18 protein-coding genes are annotated in these 20234 nt (G+C 48.8%); 11 read left to right on the top strand and 7 right to left on the bottom strand.

Annotated features, from left to right (window positions below; genetic code table 11):
* Nucleotides 1-2 precede the first annotated feature (2 nt).
* The 6 genes from ACYVF1_RS04825 to ACYVF1_RS04800 all read right to left on the bottom strand — a co-directional run bounded on the left by ACYVF1_RS04825 (nucleotide 3) and on the right by ACYVF1_RS04800 (nucleotide 8862).
* Nucleotides 3-713 carry an SGNH/GDSL hydrolase family protein gene (locus ACYVF1_RS04825; RefSeq protein ID WP_461076163.1) on the bottom strand — a complete coding sequence of 237 codons (711 nt, stop codon included), beginning with the start codon at nucleotides 711-713 and terminating at the stop codon, nucleotides 3-5.
* Nucleotides 714-812: 99 nt separating this feature from the next.
* Nucleotides 813-2279, bottom strand: coding sequence for a RagB/SusD family nutrient uptake outer membrane protein (locus ACYVF1_RS04820; RefSeq protein ID WP_461076161.1), 1467 nt, complete (start codon nucleotides 2277-2279; stop codon nucleotides 813-815).
* 80 nt (nucleotides 2280-2359) lie between these two features.
* Nucleotides 2360-5848: a SusC/RagA family TonB-linked outer membrane protein gene (locus ACYVF1_RS04815; protein ID WP_461076159.1), complete on the bottom strand. Its 3489-nt coding sequence runs from the start codon at nucleotides 5846-5848 to the stop codon at nucleotides 2360-2362.
* Nucleotides 5849-5859: 11 nt separating this feature from the next.
* Nucleotides 5860-6882: a FecR family protein gene (locus ACYVF1_RS04810; RefSeq protein ID WP_461076157.1), complete on the bottom strand. Its 1023-nt coding sequence runs from the start codon at nucleotides 6880-6882 to the stop codon at nucleotides 5860-5862.
* A gap of 57 nt (nucleotides 6883-6939) precedes the next feature.
* Nucleotides 6940-7611, bottom strand: a complete 672-nt coding sequence (locus tag ACYVF1_RS04805) for an RNA polymerase sigma-70 factor (RefSeq protein ID WP_461076155.1) — start codon at nucleotides 7609-7611, stop codon at nucleotides 6940-6942.
* Nucleotides 7612-7746: 135 nt separating this feature from the next.
* Complete coding sequence (locus tag ACYVF1_RS04800) at nucleotides 7747-8862, bottom strand: tetratricopeptide repeat protein (RefSeq protein WP_461076153.1); 1116 nt, start codon at nucleotides 8860-8862, stop codon at nucleotides 7747-7749.
* A 99-nt stretch (nucleotides 8863-8961) separates the two neighbouring features.
* Here ACYVF1_RS04800 and ACYVF1_RS04795 point away from each other — a divergent pair, with 99 nt between their 5' ends.
* The 9 genes from ACYVF1_RS04795 (at nucleotide 8962) to ACYVF1_RS04755 (ending at nucleotide 17536) form a co-directional block, all read left to right on the top strand.
* Nucleotides 8962-10212 (top strand): M16 family metallopeptidase, encoded by a 1251-nt coding sequence (locus tag ACYVF1_RS04795; protein WP_461076152.1) that lies wholly within the window; start codon nucleotides 8962-8964, stop codon nucleotides 10210-10212.
* Nucleotides 10213-10222: 10 nt separating this feature from the next.
* On the top strand, nucleotides 10223-10582 hold the full coding sequence (locus ACYVF1_RS04790) for a nucleotidyltransferase domain-containing protein (RefSeq protein ID WP_461076150.1): 360 nt from the start codon (nucleotides 10223-10225) through the stop codon (nucleotides 10580-10582).
* The gene (locus tag ACYVF1_RS04785; protein WP_461076148.1) at nucleotides 10579-10980 is read left to right on the top strand and encodes a HEPN domain-containing protein; all 402 of its coding nucleotides are present in this window, start codon (nucleotides 10579-10581) and stop codon (nucleotides 10978-10980) included. The genes ACYVF1_RS04790 and ACYVF1_RS04785 overlap by 4 nt, the downstream gene beginning before the upstream one ends.
* A complete protein-coding gene (ispF, locus tag ACYVF1_RS04780; protein ID WP_461076146.1) occupies nucleotides 10977-11456 on the top strand; it encodes a 2-C-methyl-D-erythritol 2,4-cyclodiphosphate synthase in 480 nt (159 codons plus the stop codon). Before ACYVF1_RS04785 ends, ispF begins: the two co-directional genes overlap by 4 nt.
* A 21-nt stretch (nucleotides 11457-11477) precedes the next feature.
* A complete protein-coding gene (locus tag ACYVF1_RS04775) occupies nucleotides 11478-12617 on the top strand; it encodes an amidohydrolase family protein (RefSeq protein WP_461076144.1) in 1140 nt (379 codons plus the stop codon).
* A 77-nt stretch (nucleotides 12618-12694) separates the two neighbouring features.
* Nucleotides 12695-13795, top strand: a complete 1101-nt coding sequence (locus tag ACYVF1_RS04770) for a mandelate racemase/muconate lactonizing enzyme family protein (RefSeq protein ID WP_461076142.1) — start codon at nucleotides 12695-12697, stop codon at nucleotides 13793-13795.
* A gap of 92 nt (nucleotides 13796-13887) precedes the next feature.
* Nucleotides 13888-15567: a PQQ-dependent sugar dehydrogenase gene (locus ACYVF1_RS04765; protein WP_461076140.1), complete on the top strand. Its 1680-nt coding sequence runs from the start codon at nucleotides 13888-13890 to the stop codon at nucleotides 15565-15567.
* Nucleotides 15568-15592: 25 nt separating this feature from the next.
* A complete protein-coding gene (locus ACYVF1_RS04760) occupies nucleotides 15593-16153 on the top strand; it encodes a GNAT family N-acetyltransferase (protein ID WP_461076138.1) in 561 nt (186 codons plus the stop codon).
* Nucleotides 16154-16237: 84 nt separating this feature from the next.
* Nucleotides 16238-17536, top strand: a complete 1299-nt coding sequence (locus ACYVF1_RS04755) for a serine hydrolase domain-containing protein (RefSeq protein WP_461076136.1) — start codon at nucleotides 16238-16240, stop codon at nucleotides 17534-17536.
* 11 nt (nucleotides 17537-17547) lie between these two features.
* On the opposite strand, the gene ACYVF1_RS04750 is transcribed toward ACYVF1_RS04755, so the two are convergent.
* Nucleotides 17548-18165, bottom strand: a complete 618-nt coding sequence (locus ACYVF1_RS04750) for a hypothetical protein (RefSeq protein WP_461076134.1) — start codon at nucleotides 18163-18165, stop codon at nucleotides 17548-17550.
* A 174-nt stretch (nucleotides 18166-18339) separates the two neighbouring features.
* On the opposite strand from ACYVF1_RS04750, the gene ACYVF1_RS04745 reads away from it, so the two are divergent.
* Nucleotides 18340-19386, top strand: a complete 1047-nt coding sequence (locus ACYVF1_RS04745; protein ID WP_461076132.1) for an aminopeptidase — start codon at nucleotides 18340-18342, stop codon at nucleotides 19384-19386.
* A gap of 35 nt (nucleotides 19387-19421) precedes the next feature.
* Complete coding sequence (locus ACYVF1_RS04740; RefSeq protein ID WP_461076130.1) at nucleotides 19422-20213, top strand: DUF3108 domain-containing protein; 792 nt, start codon at nucleotides 19422-19424, stop codon at nucleotides 20211-20213.
* Nucleotides 20214-20234 lie beyond the last annotated feature (21 nt).

Below are 20234 nucleotides of genomic sequence, written 5' to 3'. Positions count from 1 at the left end.
AATCAGGAAAGGGTCAGTTTCTGGAGATAGGCCGGATAATTCTGGCCATCACCATCGCCTTTGGTAATACTGTCGCCAAAGCAAACGATTTTGTTTTTGAGTAATTGATTCTGAAGCAGGAACGTATATATAGCTACAGCCATCGTTCGGTAGCCATTTGATGTAGGGTGAATTCCATCGGTTTTACCGCTGTTGGCTTCGTTTTTTATCAGGCTCGCTACGTCCAGCCCAATCATACCGACGGTATCGAAAATATGGTGCATATCGAGCAACGGCAATCGGCTATCGGCGGCTACGTTCCGTATTACGTTGTTCATGGCCTGCTTGCGGGCTGCATGACCTTCGGGTTTATAAAACGCCGGATCGTGGCGGGTCATCAGATAGGGTTCATAAACGGGCAGAATGGTCATCAGCACCACCTGGCTTTTTATGGCCAATATTTTACTGACAATGGTACGAAGATTTCGCTCGTAGTCGGGTAACGGTACATATTTTTTGCTGTTGACATCGTTCGTACCAACCATCAGAATGGTCAATTCAGGCTGGTGCACTAGGCAATCCGCATCGATACGTGCCAGCAAATCGATTGTATTATTCCCACCAACACCTGCATTAATAATAGTAGGCGCTGTTGCCGACGCTACGTTACTATGCTTTGGTAGACCGTATGACGTGACGGCCAGCGCGGTTTGCAAAAAACTCCGACGTATCATAAGAAGCTGATTAAGGCGCCGACAGGCTCCGGCTGTCGGAGTCGCGCCAGCGACTAATTTTTTAGCTATAACCGACAGCCGGAGCCTGTCGGCGCCTTCTTAATAACCAGGATTTTGGTCCAGTGCGGGATTCACGTCTCGCTCCGTTTGCGGTATTGGAAAGAGATAATGGCGATCCTGCACAACGATGGTTGGGTTTTGCGCTTTCATGGCGCTGATGAGCCGCTTTGTACGTGCCAGATCGTACCAGCGATGCCCTTCGAACGCCAGCTCCAAACGGCGTTCTAACAGGACAGCATCCCGGAATTGCTCTTGCGTTAAGCCTGAGAGAGCCGGAAGGCCAGCCCGACTGCGCAGTCGGTTAACAGCCGTATACGCTTCGGCATTTCCGGCTGCCTGCTCGTTGAGAGCTTCGGCGTACATCAGCAATACGTCGGCGTAGCGGATGAGCGGATAGTTGTTGGCGCCGTCGCCGTTGCCCGTTGCGGTTGGATCAAGGTATTTGTAGACGTAGCCCGGAAATACGACGCTGGCCGGAGCCGCAGGCGTTGTAGTGGCGGAGTATAATTTGATCGTTACGTCTCGTCGTTTATCGGCAGCCGTGTAGGTACGGTATAGATTTTCGGTGGCAGGATCATCGCCAAAACCGGCTACGCCATTTACGCGGTCGAAGTTAGGGCGCATGTACCCCTGCATCCAGCTTCCTTCGCCAACGCCCCCGCCCAACGCCTGCATTTCGAAAACAGCTTCTTTCCCATTTTTATTAGCCAGCAAAAAGGCATCGCTGAAGTTAGCCCAAAGATCGTAGGCACCTGAATCAATTACTTCTTTTGCCTTCGCCGATGCTTTGGCCCATTCCTGGCGGGTCAGGTATACTTTCGCCAGATACGCTTTGGCTGCGCCTTTCGTAGCCCGTCCCAGATCAGCACCCGTAAATCGAATTGGCAAGGTCGTTTCTGCGTCCGTAAAATCCTGAATCATTTGCTTATACACATCCTCCACCGAAGCACGCGCTACGTTTAGGTTGTTGAGCGACGTTGTTTCGTTCACAATCAGCGGCACGCCACCAAACAGCCGCACCAGTGTGAAATAATAAAAGCCACGCATGAATTTGGCCTCCGCTACGTATTGCGCCTTCAGGTTGTTGTCCATGGGAATTCCAGGCACGCGAGTAATCACCGTATTAGCCCGGTTAATTCCCTGATAAACCGTTGTCCAGAGCGACTGAAACGTAACAGTAGCTGGCGTAAAAGCGTATTTATCCAGATCGTTTTTGGGCTGGTTTGCGGTTGATCGACCATTGCCCCATTCAGCATCGTCAGTAGCCTGATCCTGAATGATCCACATAATTTGCGCGTACATATTGGCCGAATTTAAGGGATCATACACCGTACTGACGGCGGCTTTAGCGTCGTCGGCGTTGCGGTAAAAATTATCGGGCGTAAAGTTCGATTCCGGGGTTTTGTCCAGCACTTCGCAGGAGGAAATAAAGAGCGAAAGAGTGAAAGAGAGAATGAGCGAAAGGTTCCGCCGGGCTTTTGTGATTAATGTGAGATATATTTTCATGTCTGTATCGTTAAGGTATCGAGGAAAGTCTCAAGGGCGATTAGGACTACGTATCGCTCTTTCTCACTTTCGCTCTTTGATTAAAAGCCAACGTTTAGACCAAAGAGAATGGTTTTTGCCGCCGGATAGCTGCCGTAATCGAAGCCCTGGCTACGGCTATCCTGACCAAACCGGTTCACTTCTGGATCGAAACCCGAATAGTTGGTGATGGTCAGATAATTCTGCGCTGAGGCATACACACGTAGCGACTGAATTTTCAGCGTTTTTAGTACCGATTGGGGCAGATTATAAGCGAGTTGGATATTCTTCAGCCGCAGATAAGATCCATCTTCAATCTGCCGGGTCGAAATCCGGTTGGCCGGTCGCGTGGTCGATGCACGCGGAATATCGGTATTGGTATTCGTCGGAGTCCAGCGATTCAGTACGTCCCGGTCCTGGTTGGTAGTGGCGTTCAGGTATTCCAGCTCGAATCGGTTGGCGTTCAGGATATTATTCCCAGTAACACCCTGAAAAAACGCCGTTAGCTCAAGCCCTTTATACGAGAACGTATTGTTCAAACCATACACTAATTTCGGTTGCGCCCGACCAATGATGGTTCTGTCGTTATCATCGATTTTTTTGTCGCCGTTCAAGTCCGCGTACTTACGGTCGCCCGGTTTGCGCGCCTGTGGGTCAACGATCGTATTCAGCTCATCGGTAGTTTGGTAAAGCCCATCCGTTACGTAGCCATAAAACGACCCAAGTGGTTCTCCCACACGGATAATCCCCGACGTCAGGTTCTGCCCGATGTTGGCCACCTGTCCGGCGAAAATCTGGGGTGCTCCGCCAATATCCAACACCTTGTTCCGGTTGGCCGCCAGATTCAAATCAGTATTCCATTTAAACGCTTTGTCGATGTTGCGCGACGAAATACTGAGCTCAACGCCCTTATTTTCAACACGTCCCAGATTTTTGATAGCGCTCGAATAGCCTGACGTACTGGGGATTGTTACGTTCAGCAATAGGTCTTTAGTGCGTTTCAGGTAAATATCGGCGGTAACCGTAATGCGGTTGTTCAACAAACCAACGTCCACACCAAAATCAGCCTGCGTAGTGGTTTCCCAGGATAAATCGGGGTTAGCAATCTGGCTCGGGCCAATACCCGTCGACACTACGTTATTAAAGACATAGTTCTGCGTACCGAGTAGTGAATAAGCCGGGTAATTACCAATACCGTCCTGGTTGCCCGTTGACCCATACGTAGCACGCAGTTTCAGGTCGTTCAGCACGCTCGAATTTTTCAGGAATGCTTCTTCGCTTACCCGCCAGGCCACTGCTGCAGATGGGAAGTAACCGTACCGTTTGTTGGCCCCGAACCGCGATGAACCATCCGTCCGGAAACTAGCGGTTATCAAATATTTGTCTTTGTAGCCATAATTGATACGTGCCAAATAGGATTGTAAACCCCATGTTCCTATACCCGATGAGGGGACAAGCGGCACCGAAGCAGCGCCCAAATTGCCCGAACCCAGGTTGTCATTAACAAAATTGCGGGCCGAAGCCGTGGTATTTTCCGTACGGTTGGCCTGTTGTGTAAAACCCAGCAGGGCACTCACGTTATGAATGCTGTTGAACGTCTTGGTGTAGGTCAGCAGGTTTTCGTTCAGCCACGTAACCGCCTGGCCATTAAAAATAGAAGCCGATCCACCCTGCGCCAAACCACTCGAAACGGAGCGCGGCAGGTACGAATCCTGTTTCTGAAGAACAGCGTCGATACCAAGCAAAACACGTAAGGATAGTCCATCAATAATCTGATAATCAGCAAATACGTTACCAAACGTGCGAAAAGCCGTATTCCGGTATTTGCTGTCACGGGCCAGCGCTGCCGGATTGTCGGCGGTGAAAGGAAGCGCGGGACTGGTGAGCAGATACGTACCGTCGGGGTTATAAACCGGCAGGATGGGCGGAAATTGAAGGGCAGCTATTGTCACCAGACCAGCGCTACCCAGGTCGCCGTCGCTACGTGACTGATTTGTGACGGTTCGGTTGACGGTCAGGCTGTTGCCTATTTTAAGTTTGTCGGTCAGTTTACGATCCAGGTTAACCCGGAACGAAAAACGATCAAAATCTGAGTTTACGACAACACCGCCCTGCTTAAAATAACCGCCCGAAATCGCGTACTGTGTTTTTTCATCACCACCACTCATCGACAATTGGTAGTTCTGAATGGGCGCCTGCTGAAAAATCTGATCCTGCCAGTCGGTACCTTCGCCAAACGCATTTACCTGATCCTGCGTGTACACAGCCGCCCGACCTTCGTTCGTGTTGGCGTCATTGACAAACTGCGCATACTCGCGGGCGTTCAGGACCGGATACTTACGGCGGACATTCTGAATACCGTAATATGCATCGAAATTCACGACTGACCGCCCCGCTTTACCCCGTTTAGTGGTGATGATTACTACGCCATTCGCGCCACGCGAACCGTAAATGGCGGTGGACGAAGCATCCTTCAATACCGAAATGGATTCGATATCGCTGGGATTCAACGTACTCAATACGTTAAAACTCGAACCACTGCCGGCACCGTCATTCTTAAACGGAATCCCGTCAATAACGTAGAGTGGTTCGTTATCGCCCTGAATGGAGTTTCCACCCCGAATCCGAATGGTGGTGCCGCTGCCCGGCGAGCCAGAGTTTTGGGTGATTTGCACACCGGCCGCCCGGCCCTGCAATTGCTGATCGAGCGACGTAGCGGCTACTTTGCGAAGTTCGTCCATTGGCACCGTCGCAACGGCACCCGTCAGGTCGCTTTTCTTTACCTGACCATACCCAACCACGACTACTTCGTTCAGCGTTTTGTCGCTGACGGCCAGTGCTACGTTCACCGTGTTCCGATTACCAACAGCTACTTCCTGCCGCTCGTAACCCACAAAACTGAAGACCAACGTAGCACTCTGATCAGGTACAGCTAACTGGTAGTTCCCGTTGGCGTCGGTAGTGGTGCCGCGTGTCGAGTTTTTTACCAGTACACTTACACCCGGCAGCCCTTCGCCTTTTTCAGCGTCAGTAACGCGGCCTTTTATCTGAATGTCAGCCGTTTGTGCCTGCTGCAAGGATGAAAGCGGACTTACTTCACGAGCAACGGCGCTACGTTCCGGCTCGGCCGGATTGGTTTCCGAATCGGGTTCGATAAACCCCTGTACGTCAGATGCGTGGGCACTGTTCTTCTCTGATTTACGCTCGGTTACCAGATACGTACCAGCCTTTATTTTCTTATACCGTAATCCGGTTGGTTTTAACACCGCATCCAGATTTCGCTCGATAGCCGCCGAAAAGTTAATTGGCTGCGAAACAGTCCATCCGTTCACGGCGCGATCTGCAAACAGAATATCGACGTTATAATGCGTTTTCAATTCAATCAGCACATCTTTCAATTGCCGGGCTGTAGGGGCCGACTGAGCCACGACTCCCGAAGGCCGGGCCGATTGCATCCGGGCCATTGCCAGCGGCTGGGCCGTACCCGACAGGCCGGTTATGAGGCAGATGGTCAGCAAAGGAGTCAAACGAAGTAGATACGTTTTCTTCATTATTTGAGGGTTTAAAAAGTATTGTCAGTTAAAACTACCTGGTCATTGTGACGTACTACGTTGATACCCAGAATCTCCGAGATTGCCTGAAGCAGTTCGTCCGCGTTTTCGGCGTGGAACGAGCCGGTGAGTGTCTGGCGCGATAACGTATCGCCGTTTATCTGGACATGGATACCGTAGTTTTCGGTCAGTAACTGGCCCACGTCACGTAGCGTTGTGTGATCGAAAACAAACTGATTCCGTTGCCAGGCCGCAAAGTCGCCCGGTTGTCGGGTTGTGGAACGTTTTAATCGTCCGCGTCCGTCGAGAGTAACCAAGTCGCCGGGTTTGAGCATCAACTGACCGATTTGCTGCGTTGCAGTTGGATAGTTGACCAGCACTTTTCCCTTGGCGAGTACCACTTTCGTTTCGCGGGGTCGGGTGAAAACGGTAAACTCAGTTCCCAGTACCACTACGTTCACGCCTTTGGTTGTATGCACCACAAACTGCTGGTCGTCAGGCGTGTGCATGACGGAGAAATTTGCTTCACCTGTTAGATAGACATCCCGACGATGGGAACCGAAGCCAAAGCGAGGTACGCGGATTGATGAATTGGCGTTTAGGACCACCTTACTTCCGTCGGCCAGGGTTAGTGACTGCGTTTCTCCGTAGGCCGTCGTATAGGTTTGATTGAGCACTTGCTCCTGAAAACCAACTAATCCCAGCGTAATGAGCAGCGACGCAGCCACGGCCCAGCCCCACCACGGAAGTCGGTTCAGAAGGCTACGTGAGCGCTCCGACGTTTTACCGGAATCAGCAGCGATGAATTGATTATTCGCCTGATCTGCAACTAAAAAAGTATGGTATTTTTCCAGCGCAACGGGCTGGTTAGCTGTGTATTGTAGATGACTCTGCTCCCACTCATCGAGCCAGTTATAGAACTGCTCTTCGTTCGTGGGATCGCGGCACCATTCGTCAATCTGCTGTTTCTCCAGGGTGGTTGCTTTCCCGGCGAAATAGTCGAAAAGTCGCTGTTTATTGATGCTCTCGTTCATGGATAGTTGTAGTTGCTAAGGCGATACGTGGCCTGAGTTGAGTTTCGACTTGTCTGGTCAGAGTAGCTGCTGCAAAATCCCACAGAGCAGCAAAAGGAGCCATTTGTCTTTCAGCAGATTCCGCAATTGATGACTGGCCTGACGAATCTGCACTTCAACGGTACGTACCGAAAGGCCAAGCTCATCGGCGATTTCCGCGTATTTTTTCCCCTCAAATCGATGCAGCAAATAAATACGTCGGCGTTGCAGCGGCAGGGTTTGCAGCGCCTGTTCTACGTCCTGATAAAGTTCTTCGTAATGCGTAATAGCGTCGGGCTGCTGCGTTTCTGCTACGTCCTGATACTGCGCCATTTCCAGATCGGTGTCGCGACGTAGCGTTTGGCGGAGGTAATTGTACGCCCGGTGACGTACCGTTTTGTAGAGGTAAGCTTTGTATGACGACGTAATGGTCTGGAAAATCTGTTTCGAATAGAACTGCTCGAAAACGTCGGCTACCAAATCTTCGCCGATGGCTTTGGAACCGACGAATCGTACCGCGTGGCTGCACAGCGGAACGTAGTAGCGTCGGAAAAGCAGTTCACACCCCAGTCGGGCATCTGTCTGGAAGGCCTGCCGAATAAATAGTTCGGTATCCGAAGCAGAAGACTCATTCGGAACAGGTGACTCCATACGCTGGTCTGGATGTGACTCGGTGGTCGTAACGACCCGCAAGGTACCATTTTGCCGCATGTTTAGGAATTGAATGTCAATGGGTAGTAAAGCGCGTAAAAACGCCAATACAGGTAGACACACTCACCGGCAAAAAACCCTTATGCAGTTTGCAATAATTTCAGAAAAAATTTCACGATGGCTGAATTCCGGTTCCTACTTATACGCTTTCGCTTCCTTAATCAGCGATTTGTATTCACCCACATCCAGCACTTTTTTATAATATAGTTTGGCCTGAGTTTTATCGTTGGCACGGGCGGCAATGCGGGCGAGCCCTGCGTAAGCAAAAGCCTGATACTCTTTGGTATAGCCTTTATCGAATGGTTGCTTGAGAGCGGTTTGGTAATACGTAGCAGCTTCTTTGTCGTCTTTTTCGTCCTGCTCGGCCAGCATGCCTGCGAACGTATTGAAAGCCAGCGGCACTAACTTATTCGGCATTGTTTTGAGCCGCTGCACATAGGGGCGAGCCTCAACGTAGCGGCCGGCCAGCATAAGTGCTTCGACGTAGGTCATGGCAAACAGTGGATTATCAGGGTATTTATCCACCAAATACTTCATGTACCCTACGGCCCGGCTGGCGTTTGTTTCGTGTTTCAGTAATACGTGTGCCAGGTAATAATTGGCAACGGGCCGCATAAACATGCCTTTGTGCGTTGCTACGTCCATCTGTTTAATACCCAACGCGATATCGCCATCGGCAAAGAAAAACATGAAGGGCCGCACAATCGGGTGGTCGATGGGGTAGCGCTCTACGTAGTAATTATAAAGACCGGTGGTGAAGTAAAAATCCGGGATTTTCTCGGTCAGTTTAAAGCCGTCGCGGAGGTAGCTATACGCCTTTTTCGATTCGGTCACCGCTTTCAACGATTCGCCCTGATTGTGGTAAAGCGCGGCCAGATAGCTGTGGCAGGTAAGCATAAAAAATACCGCTTCCGGATTTTTCTCGTCCTTATCGAACATCTTTTTCGACAAGTCCATGGCCTGGGCAACCGCCTGCGTAAACTGCGCTGTAGCCGCCTTATTCTCAGATAAGGGTAAATACTGAATATCAAGCTGTGTGGCTCGCAGAATGGGCGCGATGGGGTGTTGCGGGTATTTGGTCTGAAGCTGTCGAATAAGCACATCAGCTTCTTTAAATTCCAGATTATAAATGCTGTCCAGCGCTTTTAAAATGACTTGCTGCGTGGTGGGTTCGTTGATAACCTGCGCCGATACCATTACAGGTATCCACAGACCAATAAAAAAAAGAAACGTATTTTTTAAAATAGACAAAGCAGTACCTGAGATTACATCGTTTGATTCTATACGCCCGGAAGCGTACTTTTGTTCAATGTGCCTGATCCGAATCAGGCGTCTGCTCTTATTTCCTTTATGATTCATTACGAACAGTTTGTATTAGACAATGGTCTTCGGGTATTCGTTCATGAAGATGCAACGACCCCGATGGCCGCCGTCAATATTTTATATAATGTCGGGTCGCGCGATGAAGACCCTACCAAGACGGGTTTTGCGCATTTGTTTGAACACCTGATGTTTGGTGGCTCCCAAAATATTCCGACGTACGACGAGCCTCTTCAGAAGGTCGGTGGCGAAAACAACGCCTTCACTAGCCCCGACATTACCAATTATTATATCACGTTGCCAGCGGCCAATCTGGAAACCGCGTTCTGGCTCGAATCAGATCGAATGTTGAGCCTGTCGTTTGATCCGCAATCGCTTGATGTGCAGCAGAAAGTAGTGATTGAAGAGTTTAAACAACGGTACTTGAACCAACCTTATGGCGATGTCTGGCTCAAGCTCCGCCCCTTGGCGTATCAGCAGCATCCGTACCGCTGGGCCACTATTGGCAAAGACATCAGCCATATTGAAGACGCTACGTTAGACGATGTGAAGTCGTTCTTTTTCAAGTATTATCTGCCCAACAACGCCATTCTGGTGGTGGCTGGCAACGTAACGGTTGAGCAGGTAAAACAACTGTGCACCAAATGGTTTTTGCCCATTCCAGCGGGTGAGCCTTACGTTCGCAAACTCCCCTCGGAGCCGGTTCAGCAGGAAGCCCGCAAACTGGACGTTTCGGCTAACGTACCGTTAAATGGGCTTTATAAAGCGTATCATATGCCCGGTCGTTTTGACCCTGATTTCCACATTGCCGATCTGATGAGCGACGTGCTGGGACGTAGTAAATCGTCGCGACTGTACCAGAAACTGCTACGTGATAACCCAATTTTCAGCAGCGTCACGGCGTATATCACAGCCTCCATCGATCCCGGTTTACTGGTCATTCAGGGGATGCTCAATAACAACGTAACGCTCGAAGAAGCCGATGCCGCTGTTGAAGCACTCGTTCAGGAATTTATCGATAACCCGGTGTCGGAAGAAGAATTGGCAAAGGTGAAGAACCAGGCGGAGGCTACACATGCTTTCTCGGAAGTTGAGTTGCTGAACCGAGCCATGAATCTGGCGTTTGCCGCCAACGCCGGAAACCCGGATTTGGTAAATCAGGAAGCGGCTTTAATTCAGACCATTACGTCAGCCGATATTCAGGCGATGGCCCAAAAAGTGCTACGTAAGGAAAACTGCTCGACGTTGTATTACCGGTGTGCGGAGGAAGTTCCGGCCTAAAATTAGTAGTATGGCTACAGAGATCACGTATCAACCAAAACCCCTGACGGCTGGCGAGCTTCGTCAGTTATCGCAGGACGTAAAGCAGGCGTTAACCGAGCTGTACGGCGAACGACTCGACCGGGTGATTCTGTACGGTTCCTACGCGCGTGGCGATTTCCATGCCGAGTCGGATGTGGATTACATGGTGGTGCTGAAGGATGAAAATTTTCGTCAGATGGACGAATTTGATCGTTACTGGGATCTGGTATGGGATTGTTGGGAACGCTATAAAGTATGGGTTTCCATAAAAATAGTTTTTCAGACTCAGTTAGCTCATTCTGACTTATTTTTCTACCGCAACATTCGCAAGGAGGGTATCTCCTTATGAAGAATGTCGGCAATTATATGAGTCGAGCATATGAATGTCTGCGGCAAGCCCAGATTCTGATGAAAGAGGAAGAATATACGGGCGTCTGTAATAGAGCCTATTTTGCTTACTTTGATACCGTACGAGCATTACTGGCTACGTTAGACATTGCAACTCGTTCACATGCCTCCGTACAAAATTTATTCAGCCTGCATTTTGTCAAAGCAGGCATATTTGATAAACAAGACGTAAAAGCTTTGTCGAAACTTTTCGATATGCGTCAGAACAGCGATTATGACGCAGAACCAACTGTTAATGCTGAGGAGGCTCAATATACCATACAGGTGACGAGTGAATTTCTGCTTCAAACAGAAGCTTATCTACGTGAAAACGGATTCGATCCTTCTATTTATTCATGAAAATTCGCGTAGGACAAGGGTATGACGTGCACCGGCTGGAAGACGGTCGGGCTTTCTGGCTGGGTGGTATTCAGATTCCCAGTACGTTCGGGCCGGTCGGGCACTCGGATGCCGACGTAGTGTGTCACGTTTTATGCGATGCGCTGCTGGGTGCGGCCAACATGCGGAATATTGGCTATCATTTTTCAGATAAAGATCCGCGCTGGAAAGGCGTTGACAGTAAGATTTTGCTGGCCGAAGTGCTACGTATGGTACGTAGTGCAGGCTATGAAATCTCGAATGTCGACGTAACGGTGGTGTTGCAGGAACCTAAACTCAACCCGCACATTCCGGCTATGAAAACCTGTCTGGCCGACGTAATGGCCATTCCCGAAGAAGATATTTCCATCAAAGCCACTACGTCGGAACACATTGGTTTTGTCGGAAGGGGCGAGGGCATTGCCGCGCACTGCGTAGCACTTATATTTAAGGATTAGTTTTACAAATACCACCTGACAATGAGAAATCTATTGTACTTACCAGCCCTCCTGCTTTCGGGCGTTGTAGCGTGTGGTCAAGGGCAATCCGCCAAAACGGCCCAACCTGAGGCCCCGCTCGGTTTTGAAGAATACGACCCCGTTTCGACCCTGAAAGTACCCGAACACAAACTGACCAAATCCAAGTATCCTTTCATTGACGTCCACAACCATCAGTTCCAGATGGATAAGGAAGATCTGAGCAAACTCATCGGGCAGATGGATGATCTGAATATGGGGCTGATGGTGAACTTGAGCGGTCGGGGATTTGCCAATGACGAGGCCGAAAGCACGAAATTTTTCGACAATGCGCTGGCTAACGTCAAGAAAACCAACCCAAAACGGATAGCTTTATTTACTAACGTCAATTTCTCGAACGTAAACGACAAAGGCTGGACGGAACAGGCTGTTAAAACCCTTGAAGAAGACGTAAAGAAAGGCGCGAAAGGGCTGAAAATTTATAAAAGTCTAGGTTTCAGCGTAAAAGATGACAAAGGAAAACGTGTTCGCGTCGACGACCCGCGCCTTGACCCTATCTGGGCAAAATGCGGCCAACTCGGCATTCCGGTACTGATCCACACCGCCGACCCAAAATCTTTCTGGGACCCGATGGATCGCTACAACGAACGCTGGCTCGAATTGAAGCTACATGCCGGTCGCAAACGCGGCCCGAATGATCCTGTACCTTGGGAGCAACTGTTGGCCGAACAGCACAACGTATTCCGCAAACATCCAAAAACCACGTTCATTGCCGCTCACATGGGTTGGTACCCGAATGACCTGCAGAAACTCGACAGTTTGATGAAGGTGTTCCCGAACATCAACGTAGAGATTGGGGCCGTCATTGCTGAGTTAGGTCGCCAACCGAAAGCAAGCCGGGCGTTTTTTGAGAAATATCAGGACCGGATTCTGTTCGGAAAAGATAGCTGGGTTCCGTCGGAGTATGCTACGTACTTCCGCGTGCTGGAAACCAACGATGAGTACTTCCCGTACCACAAAAAATACCACGCGTTCTGGCGTATGTACGGCATGGGCTTACCTGACGAAGTCCTGAAAAAAGTGTACTACAAAAACGCGCTACGTATCATTCCGGGCTTAGACAAAAGCCAGTTTCCGCAGTAAATCAAGCCGTAACAGGCTCCGGCTGTTACAATTCAGTAATTTAGTTACGTAACAGCCGGAGCCTGTTACAGCCAGTCATGAAAATCACCGCCATCAACCTTTATCGCTTCGACATTCCGCTTAAAGCACCTATTGCCATTTCGCTTGGTACGATTGAAAATGCCCGGAATATTCTGGTCGAAATACAAACCGACGCGAGCATTACGGGTTGGGGTGAAGGGTCGCCATTCTGGATGATCGTCGGCGAAACGCAAGCGTCGGGGATGGCCGCTGCGGAAGATATGGCTCGGTTGCTCATCGGCAAAAATCCGCTTGATATAGAGGGTTGTTTAAACACGCTGCTACGTTACCTGCCCGCTCATCCCACGACGCGTTCGGCCTTCGACATGGCCCTTTACGACATTGCTGCCAAAGCTGCCCGAATGCCACTTTATCAATTTCTGGGCGGAAGCAAACGAACGCTCGTCACCGACGAAACCATCTACATCAACACGCCCGAACGGATGGTTGAGGATGCGCTACGTATCCAGGAGAAAGGCGCCGACGCCATAAAAGTTAAACTCGGCACTAACCTGTACGACGACATTGCACGTATTGAAGCGATACGTTCGGCCATTGGTCCAACCACGCCGATACGTACCGACGCAAACCAGGGGTGGGACGTAGTGACGGCGTCGGGCGTGCTACGTGCCATTGGCGGACTGAATGTGCAGTATTGTGAACAGCCTATCAAACGGCACGATATTGCGGGTTTGCGGCAGATTCGTCAGCAGTCGAACGTACCGATTATGGCCGACGAAAGCCTGTTCGACGCCCACGACGCAATTCGGCTCGTGCGCGAAGAAGCGGTCGATTATTTTAACATCAAGCTTTCGAAAAGTGGGGGCATTTTTGAAGCCCTCAAAATAAACGCCATTGCCGAAGCCGCTGGCATTCCCTGCATGATCGGCTGCATGTCGGAATCGCGGCTGGCGCTGACGGCCAATGCGCATTTTGCGTCAGCCCGGCAAAATGTTCGTTTTTATGATTTAGACGCCTGTTTCGAACACGCTAACGACCCGATTCATGGTGGCATTACGTATACCGGTTATCAAATTGAGCTTCCCGAAACACCCGGTATCGGCGCCGAAGTAGACTCAGCGTTTTTGGAACAGCTACCCAAAACCACTATTTCCTGACAGTTCAGCCAGCCACGATTATAACCGAGCAATCAAAACGCTACGTATATTTTGCTGCTACCGCGCTTTATACGTGGTAATCATTCTAATTCATGAAACTATCTGACTGGCAACTCCTTCAACGTTTTTCTTGCTTACTTCTATCGGCAACTGCACTTCTGACATGCACGTATGCTTATGCGCAGCAGGAATCCAATGGGGAAAAACTATTTTCCCTGCATTGTGCGGCTTGTCATACGTTTAAAGAGGATGGAATTGGGCCGCAACTTGGTGGATTGAAAGGAGTACTTGATCAAAAATACCTTACAGCGTTTATTAACAGCCCCAAAGCCATGATCGACGCCAAAAATCCGCGGGCGCTCGACAAGTACAAAAGATTTGGCACTATCATGCCGAATTTTAATCACCTAAAAGCGGCAGAAATTCAGGAGTTAATCGCTTTTATTCTCGAAAAACCCGCACCTAAAGTCACGGCATCGGCACAGAAAAAGGGGTTAGCAAATCCCATTCCTACGCCCATTCCGATGGCCAACATTAGCCTGAATCTGAAGAAAGTAATCCAGTTTCCGGCTACAAATAATGTCCTGCCCCGAACACGCATCAACAAAATGGGTGTCCACCCTATCACGAAGGAAAGCATCGTGGCTGATTCGCAGGGTAAGATTTATATTCTGAATGCCAAAAATGAGCCAGAAGTTTTCTTCGACGTAACGAATCATTTTCCCAAGTTCACGAACGTTCCGGGATTGGCTACGGGATTGGGAAGCTTCGCGTTTCACCCTGATTTTGCCCAAAACGGACTTTTCTACACCACCCATACCGAACCCAATAATCAGACAAAAGCTGATTTTGCTTATGCCGACAGCATTCCGGTTAAGTTACAATGGATTATTAATGAATGGGTTATCGACAATAAAACGGCACGTACCGTAACTGGAAAACCCCGAGAAATTCTCCGAGTCAACGTAGTAAGTCAGATTCACGGCATGCAGGAAATTACCTTCAATCCATATGCCAAAGCTGGTGATGAAGATTATGGACTGATGTATGTGTGCATTGGCGATGGAGGTGCCGTGGAACAGGGTTATCCGTTTATTCCGAAGCGTAAAAATCATGTCTGGGGTAAAGTGCTACGTATTGATCTCACTGGTCGCAATAGCAAAAACGGGCAGTACGGTATCCCAAAATCTAACCCGATAGGACGCTTTGGACTGGATGAAATCTATGCGGCTGGATTCCGGAATCCGAATCGAATTTCGTGGACGAAAGAAGGTAAGACACTGGTTTCCAACATAGGACAACACGAAATCGAATCGCTCTATCTGCTCAAACCCGGCAAAAATTACGGCTGGCCCGACCGTGAAGGTACGTTCCTGATCGATTCAACAGGCACCATCAATTCAGTATTTCCGCTGCCCGCCAACGACGCCCAATTTGGGTATACCTATCCGGTGGCGCAGTTCGACCACGACGAGGGCAACGCCATTATGGGCGGCTTTGGGTACATCGGTAACCAAGTGCCCGAATTGACAGGCAAATACATCTTTGGAGACGTAGTAAAAGGGCGCGTCTTTTACGTCAACTTGAGTGAAATAAAGGAAGGCTCGCAAGCTACGATTCACGAATTCCCCGTGACGCTCGATCACCAACCTACTACGTTAAAAGAACTCTGCAAGGCAAACAAAGTCGATTTTCGCATTGGGCAGGATGCCAGTGGTGAGTTATATATTTTTACCCGTTCCGATGGAATGATGTACAAAATCACCAAATAACGTAGTAGTTTTCTTTTACTTATTTATGGTTACCATCACCACCGTTCAATCTGAAGCTGACGTACAGGGCATTTTAGATTTACAACAAGCCAATCTACGCCGGAACGTATCAACTGATGTACAGGCTAGTCAGGGTTTTGTAACTGTAGAGCACGACCCGAACGTACTACTACGTATGAATCAGGCGGCACCCAGCGTCATCGCCAAAGACGGCGATACGGTAGTTGGTTACGCCTTAACCATGCTTCCCGAATTTGGACCCGATGTTCCTGAACTACTGCCGCTTTTTGCGCTGATCGATACGTTGTTATATGAAGGGAAACCATTAAAAAACTACGCCTGGTACGTTATGGGACAGGTTTGCGTGGCCGAAGGATATCGCGGTCAGCGGGTATTTGACCGCCTATTTCAGCATCACCGTGAGGTGTATAGAAACCGCTATCAGTTGTTGATTACGGATATTTCGGCTAACAACGTCCGTTCGCTACGTGCTCATGCCCGCGTTGGGTTTCAGTCAATTCACGAATTTTATGATTCGTCGATTGGCGAAACCTGGGTTGTGGTGGCCTGGGACTTAGCGAAGTAAAAGTAGAATTCGCTACGTGTCCATCTTAGGATTTTGACAATACGTTGTTTCATGCTACGTTCCTTTCTCTGTTTTTGTATCAAAATGCGTTTACTATTCCTTGCTCTCTTTACTACGTCTTCACTGGTTGCCCAGCCCCTACCCCAGTCGTTTACACCCGCAAAATCAGCGGCTGATGCTGGTTTCTCAGCCGAACGGCTTAAGCGACTGGATACGTGGCTCCAGGAAATCGTTGACAAAGATATTGCGCCGAATGCCGTTACGTTCGTGGCGCATCGAGGAAAAGTCGTTCATTATAAAGCGTTTGGGTACAGCAATTTACAGAAGAAAACTCCTCTCAAACGCGACGATTTGTACCGCATTGCCTCCCAGTCAAAAGCCATCACGACCACTACGTTGATGACTTTGTTTGAGGAAGAAAAATTTCTGCTCGACGAACCCATTTCGAAGTACATACCGGCTTTTAAGAACCCGAGAGTGCTTGTTAAGTACGACAAAAACGACCCCGTTGGCGGTACGTTCGATACACGGCCGGCCAAAGGCGAAATCACGATTCGGCAGTTGCTGAGCCATAATGCGGGCATTCCGTATGAACACCCGCTGGATGGCCGACCCGAATTTAAGGTGCCGTTTTTCAATTCGACCGCACCCGACAAACTCGAAGACGTTATCAACAAACTGGCCAAACGCCCTCTCCTCCGCGACCCCGGACGGTCCGACGTTTCGGCTGACTCCACGGGCGCGGGCTTTACGTATGGACTGAACACGGATATTATTGGTCGTCTGGTTGAAATATTATCGGGAAAACCGCTCGACGTTGCCATGCGCGAGCGCGTACTTGAGCCGCTGGGCATGAACGATACGTACTTCTATCTACCTGAAAATAAAGCGAGTCGGTTGGTTGAGCTATATAGTAAAGCAAGTATGGATAAGCCCCTAACCCTGCATACGAACGAAGCGTATCGAAACTCCGCTACGTCGGGGGCGAAGACGTATTTTTCGGGTGGGGCCGGGCTGATTAGTTCGGTGGAAGATTACGCGAAACTTTGCCAGATGCTGCTTAATGGCGGTACGTTCAATAACAAGCGAATTCTGGGACGTAAGACGGTGGAAATGATGCTCCGCAATCAAATCGGAAATGCCGAAGTCTGGGATCGCAAAGATAAATTTGGTCTTGGCTTTCAACTGATTACCGAGAATTCGCACTATGGTGATCAGGCATCGCCCGGCTCGTTTACATGGGGTGGCATGTACTGTTCCGAATTTACCATCGATCCGAAAGAAGAGCTGATTCTGTTGATTTTCACCAATGTGCATCCGTATGCTTACTACGGCGACTTTGTGAAGAAATTCCGAATTGCGTTGTACCAGGCACTGGATTGATACGTTGGTAATCAGAATTTTATGGGCAATCCGTAGGCAACACTCACGCCAACGACGCCACTGCCTCGCTCGAAACTCGTTACGTAGTAAGCCATTACGTCCAGAAATTTGTTGTTCGGAAGCGGCAACGTTAATCCTGCTCCGGGTGATACGTGCAGCGAAGTGATCATCATTTTCGAAGCCGCTACGTCGGCACCAGCGTTCAGGTCGACGTGCGCGCCGTTACGTAGTGCAGGCAAATACAAGCGTGGGCCGACGACAATAGGTAAACTCACACCGTATGTTTTTTCACCGGAAATTCCGCCGGGCGCTGAGTAAATGGTGTTAAAACCAAAGCCCGAAATCGGATTATAACCATAGCCCAGATACGTTGTTGTCATATACCTGTATGCGCTAATGGTGTAATACTCAACGCCTATCTTAGCAGTGACCGCCAATTGAGGTAGGACCGGATAATGCAAACGCAGGTTTACGCCCGCTCCATAATCGATGGTGTTATAGGTACCAACGCCACCTAGCACATCTCCCGCTACGTATAAAAGTTTTTCATTCGCTTGACCGAATACGGTTGGGGGTAGCGTTAGGCTTAGTATAGAAGCTATCAGCAGGAAAATCAATTGCTTTTTCATGCGTCAGTTTATGTAATGTGATAACTGAAGCAAAAGTCTTTAGCTAACTGACTTCAATCAATACTGCATTTGTATGATTTTTAGCCTGCCAAACCGTTCTTTATTTTTGTATCAACTTTGACTTATCAATGCCATTACGCGACGTGTTGGCATTCGTATTTGCTGTTCCAACTGATGTTCAAAAAAATTGCTCTAGGTATTGTAGGGGTATTGGTTGTGCTGGCTGTCTGGCAATGGGAACTGGTTCGGTATGGCTGGATGCAGGGCCGTGGGCAGCTTCGTATTTTGTGGAATACGAAACCCGTTGCCGACGTATTGGCCGACCCAACGTACCCTGATTCGTTGAAGCGAAAAATTGAACTTATCCGAGAAATAAAACATTTTGCGATAGATTCGCTAAAGCTGGATGAATCAGGAAGTTACGAATCGTTTTACGATCAGCAGGGAAAGCCGATTTTGTGGGTTATTACAGCCGCCGAACCGTATCAACTCGTTGCAAAACAATGGCATTTCCCTGTAATTGGTACGTTTTCGTATAAAGGTTTTTTTGAAAAAGATTGGGCTGACTCTACCGTATCGGAGCTAAAAAGAGAAGGTTATGATACGCGAACAGGGGAAGTTTCGGCCTGGTCGACGTTAGGATTTTTAAATGATCCGATCCTGTCGAGTTTTCTGGAAAGATCGGAAGGAAGTTTGGCCGAATTGATTATTCATGAACTGACGCACGGTACGTTGTTTATAAAAAATAATCTGGAGTACAACGAAAACCTGGCCGATTTCGTAGGGGAGTACGGAGCACAGCGATTTCTGGCTCAGAAGTACGGGAAAGACGCTGTACCCTATCGAAACTATTTGGCTACTAAGGCGTTTTATGAACGATACGACGACCATGTTTTGCGGGGCACAAAGTCGCTGGATAGTTTATATAAGAGCTTTAAACCAACTACGCTGAATGTGGTCAAAGATTCGTTGAAGTGGCAAACCATCCGGCAGATTGTGATATCGTCAGATACATTAACTGACACGCGAAGCACGAAATCGGTACGTTCAATAAATAAGCGTCGGATTGACAAACTAAACTTACCGAATAACGCGTATTTTATGGGCTATTTAACGTACCGAAAACAGCAGAATCGCTTTCGGGAGGAATTTGAGAAAAAATTTGGTGGTGACTTTCAACGGTATCTTACGTATTTAAAACAAACCTATCCATCGTTTTAAACGAAACGAAGTCTGATGATCAGGCGGCTGTTCTTATGAAGAAAGTAATTTTAGGCATAAGTCTCATTTCGATTCTGGTTGCTGGTTTCAGCACATTGGACACGTACCGACGGGTGGTGAACAACAGTTTTGGACCGGGCGAACACCTGGAATACCGCGTGCATTATGGCTTTCTGAATGCAGCCGAAGCCGTGGTAGACGTGAGCCCGACGCTCTATAAAGTGAACGACCGCCCCTGCTATCGGGTCAACGTTGACGGCCGAACTGTGGGCGCCTTTGACCTGGTAACACGTATTCGTGATACGTGGCGATCTTATATTGATACGTCGGCAATATTACCGCAGCGATTTTATACGAATCTTCAGGAAAACAGTTACCGCAAAGAAGAGAACGTTACGTTCAATCACGAAGCCAACACGGCAAAATCAGAAGAGAAAACAGAAAAAGATATAGTAAAAGTCCCTGATAATGTTCACGACTTAATCAGTGGTTACTACTTTCTGCGAACGATTGATTTAGAGCGACTCAGTCCTGGACAGGTAATCGAAGTGCCTGCTTTTTACGATAATACCATCTACAATATGAAGATTCGGTATCGCGGAAAAGCGGTTATCAAAACCAAACAGGGTAAGATCAACGTCTTCAAACTCAATCCGGTGCTACCGCAGAACAAGCTTTTCAAGGAAGAAGAATCCATCCGCATTTTTGTTTCCGATGATACTAACAAAGTGCCCGTTAAAGTAGAAGTTGACCTCTGGGTTGGATCGATGGTGATGGACCTGAAACAAAACAGTGGACTGAAACAACCATTACGTTTCTATAAATAACCCCCTATTTAGGACTTTAAA

Source organism: Spirosoma flavus (assembly GCF_054778555.1).
Note: the sequence above shows the minus strand (reverse complement) of the source record. Positions and strands in the feature narration are given on the sequence as shown.